The sequence below is a fragment of the Paenibacillus sp. FSL H7-0918 genome (genome assembly GCF_038007025.1).
GTDB lineage: Bacteria > Bacillota > Bacilli > Paenibacillales > Paenibacillaceae > Paenibacillus_AQ > Paenibacillus_AQ odorifer.
Genome location: NZ_JBBOWJ010000001.1, coordinates 1 through 11,961 on the forward strand (window position 1 = coordinate 1; position 11,961 = coordinate 11,961).

20 protein-coding genes are annotated in these 11,961 nt (G+C 44.2%); 2 read left to right on the plus strand and 18 right to left on the minus strand.

The window, feature by feature from the left end; genetic code table 11:
* Positions 1 to 129: 129 nt before the first annotated feature.
* From MHI15_RS00005 to MHI15_RS00030, 6 genes are read right to left on the minus strand one after another with little or no spacing between them, the layout of a single operon-like run.
* The gene (locus MHI15_RS00005) at positions 130 to 342 is read right to left on the minus strand and encodes a hypothetical protein (protein ID WP_076277319.1); all 213 of its coding nucleotides are present in this window, start codon (positions 340 to 342) and stop codon (positions 130 to 132) included.
* 38 nt (positions 343 to 380) lie between these two features.
* Complete coding sequence (locus MHI15_RS00010) at positions 381 to 851, minus strand: ArpU family phage packaging/lysis transcriptional regulator (RefSeq protein WP_076277318.1); 471 nt, start codon at positions 849 to 851, stop codon at positions 381 to 383.
* 56 nt (positions 852 to 907) lie between these two features.
* Positions 908 to 1,435, minus strand: a complete 528-nt coding sequence (locus MHI15_RS00015) for a hypothetical protein (protein ID WP_341163945.1) — start codon at positions 1,433 to 1,435, stop codon at positions 908 to 910.
* A gap of 46 nt (positions 1,436 to 1,481) precedes the next feature.
* On the minus strand, positions 1,482 to 1,694 hold the full coding sequence (locus MHI15_RS00020; RefSeq protein ID WP_341163946.1) for a hypothetical protein: 213 nt from the start codon (positions 1,692 to 1,694) through the stop codon (positions 1,482 to 1,484).
* Positions 1,691 to 1,954 (minus strand): hypothetical protein, encoded by a 264-nt coding sequence (locus MHI15_RS00025; RefSeq protein WP_341163947.1) that lies wholly within the window; start codon positions 1,952 to 1,954, stop codon positions 1,691 to 1,693. The genes MHI15_RS00020 and MHI15_RS00025 overlap by 4 nt, the downstream gene beginning before the upstream one ends.
* Entirely contained in the window at positions 1,951 to 2,316 is a 366-nt protein-coding gene (locus MHI15_RS00030; protein ID WP_341163948.1) for a DUF7448 domain-containing protein, read from the minus strand. Before MHI15_RS00030 ends, MHI15_RS00025 begins: the two co-directional genes overlap by 4 nt.
* A gap of 269 nt (positions 2,317 to 2,585) precedes the next feature.
* Here MHI15_RS00030 and MHI15_RS00035 point away from each other — a divergent pair, with 269 nt between their 5' ends.
* A complete protein-coding gene (locus MHI15_RS00035; RefSeq protein ID WP_076277314.1) occupies positions 2,586 to 3,398 on the plus strand; it encodes a nucleotidyltransferase domain-containing protein in 813 nt (270 codons plus the stop codon).
* 206 nt (positions 3,399 to 3,604) lie between these two features.
* Here MHI15_RS00035 and MHI15_RS00040 read toward each other — a convergent pair whose 3' ends face one another.
* From MHI15_RS00040 to MHI15_RS00055, 4 genes are all read right to left on the minus strand, one after another.
* Entirely contained in the window at positions 3,605 to 3,772 is a 168-nt protein-coding gene (locus tag MHI15_RS00040; protein ID WP_179088780.1) for a hypothetical protein, read from the minus strand.
* Positions 3,750 to 4,163, minus strand: coding sequence for a hypothetical protein (locus MHI15_RS00045; RefSeq protein ID WP_341163949.1), 414 nt, complete (start codon positions 4,161 to 4,163; stop codon positions 3,750 to 3,752). Before MHI15_RS00045 ends, MHI15_RS00040 begins: the two co-directional genes overlap by 23 nt.
* Positions 4,160 to 4,768 carry a hypothetical protein gene (locus MHI15_RS00050; RefSeq protein WP_341163950.1) on the minus strand — a complete coding sequence of 203 codons (609 nt, stop codon included), beginning with the start codon at positions 4,766 to 4,768 and terminating at the stop codon, positions 4,160 to 4,162. The genes MHI15_RS00045 and MHI15_RS00050 overlap by 4 nt, the downstream gene beginning before the upstream one ends.
* 163 nt (positions 4,769 to 4,931) lie before the next feature.
* Positions 4,932 to 5,144, minus strand: a complete 213-nt coding sequence (locus MHI15_RS00055; RefSeq protein ID WP_341163951.1) for a hypothetical protein — start codon at positions 5,142 to 5,144, stop codon at positions 4,932 to 4,934.
* Positions 5,145 to 5,274: 130 nt separating this feature from the next.
* On the opposite strand from MHI15_RS00055, the gene MHI15_RS00060 reads away from it, so the two are divergent.
* Positions 5,275 to 5,625: a DUF3888 domain-containing protein gene (locus MHI15_RS00060; protein WP_341164500.1), complete on the plus strand. Its 351-nt coding sequence runs from the start codon at positions 5,275 to 5,277 to the stop codon at positions 5,623 to 5,625.
* 52 nt (positions 5,626 to 5,677) lie between these two features.
* Here MHI15_RS00060 and MHI15_RS00065 read toward each other — a convergent pair whose 3' ends face one another.
* The 8 genes from MHI15_RS00065 to MHI15_RS00100 form a co-directional block, all read right to left on the minus strand.
* Entirely contained in the window at positions 5,678 to 7,450 is a 1,773-nt protein-coding gene (locus MHI15_RS00065; protein WP_341163952.1) for a DNA cytosine methyltransferase, read from the minus strand.
* A complete protein-coding gene (locus MHI15_RS00070; RefSeq protein ID WP_179086920.1) occupies positions 7,447 to 7,611 on the minus strand; it encodes a hypothetical protein in 165 nt (54 codons plus the stop codon). The genes MHI15_RS00065 and MHI15_RS00070 overlap by 4 nt, the downstream gene beginning before the upstream one ends.
* Before the next feature lie 11 nt (positions 7,612 to 7,622).
* Positions 7,623 to 8,306 carry a hypothetical protein gene (locus tag MHI15_RS00075; RefSeq protein WP_076218633.1) on the minus strand — a complete coding sequence of 228 codons (684 nt, stop codon included), beginning with the start codon at positions 8,304 to 8,306 and terminating at the stop codon, positions 7,623 to 7,625.
* A gap of 208 nt (positions 8,307 to 8,514) precedes the next feature.
* Positions 8,515 to 8,763, minus strand: a complete 249-nt coding sequence (locus tag MHI15_RS00080) for a hypothetical protein (protein ID WP_076316016.1) — start codon at positions 8,761 to 8,763, stop codon at positions 8,515 to 8,517.
* Entirely contained in the window at positions 8,735 to 10,087 is a 1,353-nt protein-coding gene (locus MHI15_RS00085) for a replicative DNA helicase (RefSeq protein WP_341163953.1), read from the minus strand. Before MHI15_RS00085 ends, MHI15_RS00080 begins: the two co-directional genes overlap by 29 nt.
* Positions 10,077 to 10,463 (minus strand): replicative helicase loader/inhibitor, encoded by a 387-nt coding sequence (locus tag MHI15_RS00090; protein WP_081389398.1) that lies wholly within the window; start codon positions 10,461 to 10,463, stop codon positions 10,077 to 10,079. The genes MHI15_RS00085 and MHI15_RS00090 overlap by 11 nt, the downstream gene beginning before the upstream one ends.
* Positions 10,396 to 11,319, minus strand: a complete 924-nt coding sequence (locus MHI15_RS00095) for a replication protein (protein WP_340976848.1) — start codon at positions 11,317 to 11,319, stop codon at positions 10,396 to 10,398. Before MHI15_RS00095 ends, MHI15_RS00090 begins: the two co-directional genes overlap by 68 nt.
* A gap of 18 nt (positions 11,320 to 11,337) precedes the next feature.
* A complete protein-coding gene (locus tag MHI15_RS00100; protein ID WP_340976849.1) occupies positions 11,338 to 11,958 on the minus strand; it encodes a hypothetical protein in 621 nt (206 codons plus the stop codon).
* Between the last annotated feature and the right edge of the window lie 3 nt (positions 11,959 to 11,961).

Sequence of the window (11,961 nt, forward strand, 5' to 3'; positions counted from 1 at the left end):
AACGTTGATGTGCGGCTGTAATGCCGCATTACATAAGGTATTTCTAAAATTACTTTTGGCTGGGGTAAGGTATATTTAGAAATACCATATCAACGAAAGAAAGACCACCTGTTGAAGGTGGTCTTAAATCTATAAGGCCCTGTGTTTTTTTCCAGTAGTTGCCCACATTATACGAGCGAGAAGTTTGTTTCGTTCAGGCTGACTTAATTTGGTGAATGCTTCCTCCATGCTATTGAAAACGACATTCCCTTCATCATCAACAAACCTCATTGTAACAGTCAATTTTTTCTCTTCTTTTATTTTATTCACAGGCACCACCTTCCTATTAAAGGCTATGCTCAAATGGATGTCCCCCTTTACCAACAATTAAGTGTACTTGGTCATGTTTCATCATTCCTGAGTTCAATTTCCTTTTCCACAATCAAGTTTAAATGAAGAGCTAGTTTATAAAACGCCTTCCAACGAAGTTTGCCATAGGTTCTCGAACTGATCGGCGGAGCGAATTCGAGAGTGTAAACCTTCTCGTGAGTGATATAGTCATGATCGTTACTCATATATTTTGTCTCTATCAGAAACTTTTCCATCCGTGGAAGCCTATTTACAATACTTTCAATTCTCTTACAGTACTCCTTACGTGCTGCTAAGCTGTCTACGTTGTGTATTGCTATACTCGCCGTCTGATCTGATGTAGTACCTGTATCACTTCGGGGAGTTGCTGACCAAGCTGCTGTTGTAGTTGCTTCGCGTTCTTCGAAAGTAAGGAACTTATTAATGCGGTATCGTTCGAACGCCGCCTCTACAGCAGCCTGTGTCTGTTCCCGGTCTATCTCTGGTAAAAAGCTCTGTTGCACTGGGCAATCACCCCTTTGTAAAGAATCCCCCGACAGAAGCCGGGGCGTATATCATCTTAGAACGGCAGATCGTCTTTATTCTCAGGAATTACTGGACCGCCTTCTCCTTCTGCCTGTTTAGCTGCTTCTGCCTCTAATGCAGCAATCTCTTCTATAGTGAGTTGGTTCTTATCATCCAATTCAATCGTACCGTCTAGATTAACCTTGCCTCGTACGCCTTCTCTTGGCTCCTCACGATCCTCTTCATCGTCTTCACCTCGGAACTCTTCAATGCTCATTTGAGATTCAGCGATTTCCAAGACCACATCTGATCCAGCCTTCCGATAGAACTCATAGGAGTTTTCAGAGGATGTGTCACCCTTGACAATGAACTCCAGTACTGTCTTCTTCGCATCCTTCGTACTCTTACTGAACTCTGTAGTCAATGCCTGTTCTACACCGTCTATACTCAACACAACCACCGATCTCGTCATTGCGTTAAGCTCAGGCTTCTTCTCGTCATCACCCTTTACGTGGAACTGTACAAGCTCCTTTTTGGAATCCTTCGTTTGCTTATTGAAGTGCGCTGCGATTTGAATTTTCATTTATAATTGCTCCTCTCAAATTTGGGTTTTATAAGTTCAGTACAGCCTACCCTGCGAATTCCATTTGCCTCACTTGGACATTCAAGTTCTCCATTTGCTCTATTGCTTTCCCTAATCTCTCCAACTTCTCAAAGTTATTTTTCGCTTCATCGATTTGCTTGTCTCTAACTTGGTCAGCTATCAACAAACGCAAATCATTGTAGCTGTCCTTGAGATTATCCAAGGTCTCTATCACGTCTTTTAATTTCACTAAGTTCATGAGTTGCCCTCCTTGGGTGCTGGGGTATCTGGGTAAAGGGTGCGTAACAGTTCTTTAATTCGTATCTCTTCACTAAGTTCATTCGGAGTGTTGTCTTCAAGACTGGTTAGCAATTCTACTACAGCTTCTTTCAATTGTTGTTCCCGTTCCTCTGCTGCCTTTGCTACACCATAATTGTGCATGGCAAGCATTCTCCATTCGTCATGCGATTGTTTTAACTGTTCATAGGTCATCGGCGGGTGTTGTGGTGTTTGTGTCATTGGGCTTCCTCCCGCAATGCGATTTCTTTGAGATCAACGCTTTCCGAATAGTATCCGTTGGATTGTCCGTACCATCTAATCGTCACATATCCCTGAAGTGTGGCAAGTTTGTAGAACGTCCACGTTCCACTTTCGCTGGCATTATCGTCGTCTTGCGATACTTCCTCTGCCATAAGGATTGGCGAATTAATCAAGTCGGCAAGATTACCGATAATTTCTTCAATCTCAACGCATTCACAACAATCCTGGTAGTGATACATTTTGTATGCTCTGCCACAGTTAGTCTTGAATATCAGTTCGTCATTCAGAACCTGTGTTATATCAACTACTGTTTTTCCGAGTAAATCTGATATGGAGTTCACGTTTATAACCTCCTTTGGGAGAGGAGGGCTGTATACCCTCTCTGTCCCTGTATTTTCGTACTGCGCAACAATTACTATGACTCTTGATGAAAAAGCTTTATTAAGCTAGCGGGCAGAATAGATATAGTTATGGTAATAACCAAGACCAGCTGCCGCGGATCCATCTGGCAACCTTGGCTAACTAGGGCAGAAGATAGATAGATTGAAATATATGGTATTATAGTGTTTAGAAAAATCTAAAAATAAAAATTCATAATGGAGCGATCTTAATGTTGATCCAATCATTTGAAGACGAAATACTTGAGCGAACCTTGTCCATGTTTGTCGAAAATATCCGAGCCATTCTTAATAGAAAGTTGCGAAGCATTTACCTTTACGGTTCGGCCATCCACAATGATTTATCCCCGGGATACGGGGATTTGGATTTTCTCGTCGTAATTGGTGAGGACCTAAGCCAAAATGAAATCGAACTTTTAAGAAAACAAAGATCCAATTATAGATCATCCCTTCTTAGAAGATCCGTCGATAGACAGATCCCCAACCTCTATACTGATATGCTTGAGGGCGCCTTTCTCACGATTAATATGCTGAGTGGAGAAAAGGGCAGTGGCTTATGGTGGGGAACAAAGCGCGAAACCATCTGGACAGAAAATCAATTAGACCTGTTCACCCTGTACACGATCAAGGAGCAGAGTATCTTGTTGTATGGTGAGTCCCATCTAGACAATATTCCATCTTACTCGAAGGATGAGTTCATTCTCTTTTTTAAAGAATATACCAAGTGCATGCGGAAGTTTGGCAAGGGAAATAGCCTTCATTCCATTGACTGGCTCCTGTTAGCATCCAAATTTATAGCTTGGTGGCAGGAAGGTGTTATCCTGTCTAAAAGCCAAGCAGCAGATTGGGGGCTTTTACATCTTAGTGGCAGATGGAAAGATAATTTGAAGAGATGCAAGGAGCTAAGGAAGAATCCAACCATGGTATCACGTCTAGAGTATTCCGAATGGCTGAGTAATTTGGAGCCAGCCATTATTGAAGCATCACATGATCTAGACAGAGCTCTCGAAACAACTATTCACTAAAGTAGAATCTTTATATTCTTGTAAAAAACAACTTTTTTTTGCTAACGGGAAACGTTGGTTCAACAACTCAGCAGCAGTCTATGACTTTATTTTCTCGTTCAGAGATGCCTTCGTTTAAAAACCGACTCTCCCTTCTACTGCACCGTATTGTCTACTCTTTGGGAGAGGAGGGATACTCCTACTCCCTGATATCGTCGTATGGCATACTACTGAATCTGTTTTGGATACTCCAACACATCACATTCTTTTTGCGCTTCAAGTTTGCTGCCGAATTTCAAAGCTTCGTTAAGGTCGGTTGTATACTCCTCTGAAAGTGAATTGATTACTTTTTTCAGATACTCGCCTTGTAAATTAACGATAACCCACTGTTCCATTCAAATCCTCCTTGCTAATGGATAGCGTGATATATGCCGCCTCTGCCCTCTCTCGGGGGCTGGCGTTACAAAAGTCTGCCGCAAGTTCCAAGCTCACAGCATCTAAATAAAGGCATGACTTTCCGAGCATGATATAAGAAAGATTTCCGATATATAAGGTCTTATTCTTGGCACAGGCTGCTGTCTGTATCTCTTGAGAAGCAGCAGGCTCTCCAGCATAGTCAGGCACATAATCGGACCACTGATGGTCAGGTAATTCTTTGGACCATCCATCATCTGGCTTTCTAGCCCAAATTCGCTCCGTCTCTACGATTTGGATATTCGTCCACCCCATCAACTCCGCCAGCGCCCGGTTAAGCTGCTGGTCTGTCTTATCCTTTACCTGTGTCATGACTCAACCAACTCCTTACCACATACAGGGCAGAATTTTATCCTTACCCCGTATAACGAATGTGGTACACTTCCACCAATCACGCTATCCTCCAAGTAATTCGCACTATTGATAAACACACTATAATCACTTAATTGACTTTTCATTAAAGGCTTTCTATCAACTAATGGTCTGGCCGTACAATATCCGCATTTTTTTTCTTCGTTTTCATCTTCTGGGTATCCCATTGATTCACTCGCAATATCTACTGCGTTTTTATCTGTGCTGTAAGCAATAATCCCGTTTAACGCTTCTTCGTGCCGGGCTATGGTCTGCTGTGCCTCTACCAACTTGCCTTGCACCCTCTGCATTTCAGTTTCGTACTTCCCGTCTTGGAACAACACTTCTTCTCCGGCTAATTGTTTGCAAATTTCGTTTAATCGTTCCCCCTCTTGTTGTGACTCTTCTAGAGCAGCCAGCACATCATCCATGATTATTTCAGGATCTATAGATAGTGGAATTGCCCCAGGACTAGAAGCCTGAAATAACACTCTGTCACCGGTATTCATAATTACTTCTGATCCGTCCAGTAAGTTAACTCTTATCTCACGTTCTTGATCACTCATACTGGTTATGCCTCCTTATGGTATAATTATGAAAATTTCATGAGGTGATCATTGATGAATCGCAAGGTACTTATCTGGCTTGGTATAGTGACAATTGCTCTATTAATTCTGTTTTTTGTTGGACTCAACTATATGTTTTATTATTCGGGTAGGTAGAGGGTGGTTAACCCTCTACCTTCTTCAGATATTCAGTAGCAAACCCACCACTAAAACCTTCAAGCAACACTACTTCCGATCCGCACAGATCCCACGGCTCCGATTTCACCGTCCAAACCTTATCCTTATATTTTTCCTTCCGAGCTTCATAGCATGAATGCATCATTACTTGGTCTTCCGGTTTCAGCCCCGATTTCTTGAACTTAGGTTGTTTTTCCATTTCGTTTATCTCTCCTTATGGGCTATGCCCGAATGTTTTTCTTTATAGAATTAATGGTTTATCACTTTTTTGGTAAAAGTTATTAGTTGCGGAAATACTGTTACAAAAGGAGGCTGATCTTTTGAAGAAGATGATTTCTGTTGCTATATTGTTAAGTAGCCTTTTGCTGTCTCCTACAATAAGTGCTGACCCAAATGACAAGGAACTGCTTTATATGGAAGCTCTACTCACCGCATTGAGTCCCACTATCAGCAACGCAGTAAATGGATATTATGGATTTCCCCAGCAATATGGCCTCTATGACGCAGAGATAATTAAAATCGAGCGTGAACGAAATGGGGTCTTCTTGTTCAATGTAACCGTCAGAGTAAAAACTTTTACAGGCCCTCATAATCCTCCATATGGTATTGAGACAATGACTATAGCGATTGATTCGGCATTTCCTATGGTGATTGACTATAAACATCAAGATGAGAAATAGAATTACCTTTAAAAGGCGGATGCTCTAACGGTACCGGTACTGGAGGTCCTGGCTAAAGGCTAAACTCCATCTGGCCCACAGCAGACCTATAACGTTCCAAAGCCAGATGCTGCCCAGATCCTACACACATTTCTGGTAGGTTTGCTTTCACAAGTGCCTTAGCAAATGGCGGCGGTACAGCATTTCCACAACGGGCAACCTGTGCGCTCTTGGAATAACGTTTGCCATCGGCATCCACATTAATGATGTAGTTGGATGGGAACCCTTGAGCTGCGAATAGTTCATGTGGCTCAAGCATTCTCATACCGATATCTACTATCTGATATTCCACACCATAGATCGTCACTAGCCCAAATCTATCTCTAGTAACTACCGTTTGCAGGGGATCTGATAGATCCTGTCCTACGCTAGAACCGTAATAAGCAATCAGGAAGGCCCTAACCTCTCCGATATGCAACCCTCCAGCTGTCACTGTGTGAACTGGTTCATCTGTTGCATGTCCGATATTAGTTCCCCGTAACTTGACCATGTGGCTTGTAACGATAGCATTATGATCTACCGTTGTGACTGTAGAAAGCGGTTCGTCTACTGCGTTCCCTGGTCCCTTATATCCGCCACCATAGTGCTTAATCAAGCAAGCTGCGACAAGGGCAAACTTATTACCTCCAGCTGTTACGGTTCCGACTGGCTTATCGAGGTCTAGGACTCGCCGCCCTTTTGGATCTCCGTAGCCCATTTGAATCAGTGTAGGGCTAAGCAGCATGTGATGACTTCCAGTTGTTATCGTCCTGAGTGGTTCATGTGGTGGACTTCCGGGATGGCCGGTAGTATTGACCCCCAAAATCGGAGTCACAAGCAAGTGTTCTGCTTTGGTAGTGATTGTAGTTAATGGATCTTCCACTTCATATTGCAGGCGGTCACCACCAAATCCAGTCTGACCAATACGAGCAATATAGGGAGTTACTAGGCCCCAACCATTCTTTGACGTGATGGTCTTAAATGGTTCTTCGATAGAATCGCAATAATGATGATTAGATCCACTATGGTTCACTCGCACTATAAACGGATTAGCATTATTGATTACGAACTTCTGAATACCCCGAGCGATTCGACGTAAAGTGTTATCTGCCAATGGCTTCTTACGTTCAAAGATGGATGGGCAAGGAAGCGACCAATCAATAATCTCAGCAGCCGTTCTCCATGGTGCACGCTTGCCGGCTAACACTTCCTGACTATCCGGGGCTCCGTGCGTGGGTTCCGGCCAGACTATCGGGCGTCCATCGCGGCGAGCAATTAGAAACAGTCGTTTACGAATTGTTGGCGCTCCGTAATCACATGCTCTCAGTTCACGCCATTCCACGTTATATCCTTGACGGCGTAGAGCGTTGACGAAGCAATTGAACGTCCGCCCCTTTTGACCAGGATCGGGATAACCGTCTTTCATCAGCGGCCCCCATGTTTTAAACTCTTCAACATTCTCCAACATGATCACCCGAGGACGTACCGTAGCTGCCCATCTTACTGCGATCCATGCAAGCCCTCGAATGGTCTTTTCTACAGGTTTTCCACCCTTGGCTTTACTGAAGTGCTTGCAGTCGGGTGATAGCCAAACCAATCCTACTGGACGACCTGCTGCAATTTCTCGGGGATCAACGTCCCACACAGATTCACAGTAATGTTCAGTTTCTGGATGATTCGCACGGTGCATGGCTATAGCTGCTGGATCGTGGTTAATCGCTATGTCCACTGAGCGTCCAGTTGCAAGCTCAATCCCTGTGGAAGCACCTCCGCCACCTGCGAAGTTATCAACGATGATTTCTCTCATCTTGGATACACCGCCTTGATCTTGTGATTGACCTTGCTCATAGGTCTTTTACGTCTCCGCTGAATCTCAGCAAGAGCACTACTTTTGTAAATTGGTGCAGCTCCGTCATCGTTATAGGCAATCTCATAAAGCTGTCCAAGCGTTGCTTTTTTCCAGTTCACCCCGCACCTCCCTAAAATAAGAACTGTTGTTCCTTCAAATGGGTGTGACTGCCCGCCGCCGCAGGCTTCCCTGGGCGTGTGTTCGTTTTTTTGGGTTTCTTCTTTTTCGTTATTTCGTACTCCTTGTATGCCTCTGGATCAATGATGGACCAGATCACTTCATGTTGGTAAAGAGGGTATGAGTCCATTGGTCTTCCGTTCCGCACCCTATATATCGCCTCACATATCTTTGCGATAATATAGGCATCTACAATGTCATGACTGGGATTCTCGTATCCGAAGTGCTTCAGGGCTGCGACAGCCATTGCTTCCTTTTTGGCTTTGCCTTTGAGCAATACCTTCGATCCCGGTTCCCCTATCCAGCTTTGGACATCCACATATTTTTTCACCGCTAGTGGAGCTATCTCCTCAAAGGTTAACCCCTTCCGGGTAATCATCCCTTCCAGCCCACCGTGTATTTTAGCAGTGGTTATGAGCATTTGAGAGCCGTTCGCTACCCCTTCCTTCAGAATTACATCCTCGGGTTTTAGAACGTTATAAAGCTGGTTCTCAAGCGACATGCGTTGTTCTGGAGATATACCACCTTTGACATCCTTTCCTTTTCCTCGAAAGGTCACTTCAAGAACTGGATTTCCATCTTCATCAAGAGCAACAACGGCTGTTTGAGTGGCGGGGTCAATCCCTACGAATCGCATGCCCCCACTCCTTCCGACTCCAAGGAATCAAGAAACTGATGCTCATATATGTTAATCGTGCAGAATATGCGATTCGCTTTTTATAGTAAAGGTGTGTTTCTTGTTTCACTGCTTCAAAGTGTTCTTGACACAATGGCACTAGCGCCCATGTATGTGTGGCTGCTGAATTGCAATTAGGACATCTGCATTCTTCCATCTTCCATCCCCCCTATTTGAATTCTTGATACGCAACCCCTGCAGCCTTGTATAGCTTGAGGCGTCCCGGGTCCGCTAGCAGCATCTGCCCACGGTTGTACTCAAGGACACGTTGCTCTACAAAGTCATAGATTCGTTGCAGTTTGTTGCGTTCTTCCACTGCCAGCGTTAAAGGATCATCCAACAGTTCCGCCTTCTCTACCATCCATGCAAGCGTATTTTCATAGGCTGCATCATCTTCGATTCTTCCTTTGCTGCTCATGCTCTCTCACCTTCTCAGCGAGCTTGTATTTTTGATCCTTGTCCAAGTTCACAAAACGACTGATACTCGGTACGAAGGCCATATCAAATGTGCCTGTCCCAATCTTTCTGCCCTTTGCAACGATGATCTCAGCGAATCCTTTTTTAGGACTTTCCGGATAGTAATAGTCATCTCGATAGATGAATGTCACAACATCAGCATCTGATTCAATGTCCCCGGAGTCACGTAAGTCTGACATCAACGGCCGCTTATCTGGACGCTGCTCACAACTCCGCCCTACTGCCGATAAGCAGACAACGCAGACCTGTAACTGCCGTGCCATTCGCTTCAGATACTTCGTAATGTATCCAATACGTTCTTTGGTGTTTTCAAAGTTTTTTTCTGTTTGGATGAACTGTAAAAAGTCGATATGGATCACCCAGCACTTGCCGGGATGTTTCTTTTTCAATGACTTCACTTGTCGGCGAATGTACTCTACAGTCGCTCCTGAACGATCATCGATATACAACAACCGCCCGGCGATAATCTCTAAGGCATCCCCATACCGAAGCCAGTCGTTATCAGACATCTGCCCCGATGCTATGCGGTCTCTTTTTATTCCTCCGATACATGATGCAATCTGTTCAACAATCTCCATTCCACCCATCTCCAATGAGAAGACTGCATCCCCCCACCCAGATGACGTTACTGCGTCCACATCATTTGCCATGTAGAGTGTCTTTCCCATTGAAGGGCGGCCTGCCAGAATCTCCAAGTCACCAATTTGATGCCCTTTACTCAATTGGGTGAAATCTTCACTGGCTGCTTTCGCCCCGGTTATACCACCACTGTTGGCACGTTTAGCTATAACTTTTTCATGTCCTTCCAGCAACGTAGCCATATGGACAAGCCCGCCGTCACTGTCTCCTTGCTGCAACTCCTCTAACTGCTCCATCTTGGCTTTAAGCTCAGCGATGTCACCGCCACCGTTTGTTGCAATTTGCCGCCCTAACTCTGCCAATTCCTGCTGAATACGATCGGTACGGACTGCCCGCTGGTAATAAGTGAAACTGTCTGTACTAGGGACAGAATCACGTAGAGCCATGAGGCGTGTAAGCCCTCCAATCCGCTGCAGTCTTGCTCCCCATTTGGATACAAGTACAACAGGATCAAATGGGTTAGCTGCTTCGTCCGAATGTTCCTTTGCATATTGCAGAACCTTGAAAAGGAGTCGGTTATCCTCTTCCTCTTCAGTGAAGTCAGCAGGCACAAGAAAACAATCATCCATCAAGGTGTGATCCTTTAGTAGTGAACCTAGTAGCGCTCGTTCAGCATCAAGATTCATCTGTCTTCACCTTCGTTCTGTAAATAGCATCGATCTTTTTCTGAATGAAGTCCGGTGGTGGACCTACCTTTTCTGTCTCATGATACTCTTGAAGTTCCAAGACTCTCTGCTCCTGCTCCAGCCGTTGAGCCTGGTAAATGGTCATCTCTGCTTTGTGTTCAGTGCATGCGAGATAAATATCTGCTGGATCAGGAGCAAACTTAGGTCTCACCCTACAAAGATTCCTTACAGTTGCATAAGCCACTTCATTAGGAATGTCCTGAAGAATGTCCTGCCAGGTGGATATAACTGCATCTATCTCGTTGTCATTAATCACAAAGCTCCGGTATGCCGAGCGGAGATATTTCAGAATTGCTGTCACGCCGACCCGATCCAATGTTCATCAACTCCCTCTGCATAGCGCGGTCTATTACATCGCCTGTATTTTGGTTTTCTGTTACTGCTGGCTTCAGCATTCCTTCCGGATCTACCACCGGATAATCTTTATAGCGTTTCTGGTTTAGAAAGGTTGAAGGATGAGGAATGTATTTCTTATCTGTTTGAACCAGTTTACAGGTCTCAGCAAAATTGGCTGTATTGTGAATAGCAGTATCCGGATCAAAGTCCTCTATCTTGCACAACTTTTCCCATGCCTTTTTTGCAGCTTCTTTCGATATCTTTCTAGGGTAGTTATTATAGAAATCATCAAACATCGCTATATTTTCTTTAATACTTTTCTTTAAGATCTTTATTTCTTTTAATGGGGGTCGGATCTGATACCTCGAAACCTCTACTTGAGGGGTCAGATCTGATACCTCGGGGGTACTAGATCTGATACCTCGGATTTCATTATTAAGTGATTCTTGAGGGGTCAGATCTGAACCCTCGGCTGACGTAAACAAGTCATTTTCACAATCCATTTCATCACCGCTTTTCTGAATAGTCCATTGTTCATAATGTTTATTGAATGATAGCCGTCTAGGCATTACACTCGTTTCTTTTTGAGTAACAAGAATTACTTTTGATTTAATGAGCAGCCCTACCTCCCTTTTAACAGTGCTGGCAGAGAGGCAAGTGAGCTGTTGCAAGAATGTTAGTGCGAAGTCATGGTCTTTCCGGCGATAACCGTAGGTGTACCGCCAGACGATCATGATAATTCTTAGTTGTGTGGCATTGAACTTTCGTTGAGCCACCTGCTCCAATATTTCATTGGCTACACGGGTATAACCATCTTCAAGTTGCGGCCCGTCCATTACCTCACCTGCTTTACTTTAAAAGGGCAATTTGTCATCCCCGTGCCGCTGAAAGTGATCAAAGATCCATTCAGTCAAACGTTCAGCGTCGTTTCCCTCGTCTGCTACAGGAGGTGTGCCCATCCAGTACTTAATAATTTCAGTTACCTCTGTTCGGATATTCGATGGAACATCCTTCTCCGACTCTCGTTCTTCGGTGTATCCGTTGACTAAAGCTGATAGAAAAATCATTACTCTAATTTTTCCTTGCTCTGTTAGACCACGTTCGGACCAATCGATAAGTTTACTCACTCCATAACGTTCTTTGTCTGCATCACTTGCCGTGAAAAACCTACTCGCTATAGCTGCGTTTGATATCCCTTTAATGATTAATTCATCAAGTTCAGCAGCCACTTCCTTTGGTAGTTGTACTTTCTTGCAGTTACGCCAAGCCTCAAGTTCCCACTCTAGCTGCTGATTACGTTCCTTAAGCGCTCCGATATAATGCGGGGCATAATTCACTGCATACTCACCGTTACGAAGCTTTTCATTTTCTTCTTTAACTCGTTTGATCACCTTGTCCTGTTCTTGGATTGTCCGAGCAGCTTCTGCTAGACACTCAATCATCTTGTATGTTCTTGCTAGTAACTCTGTTGACATTAG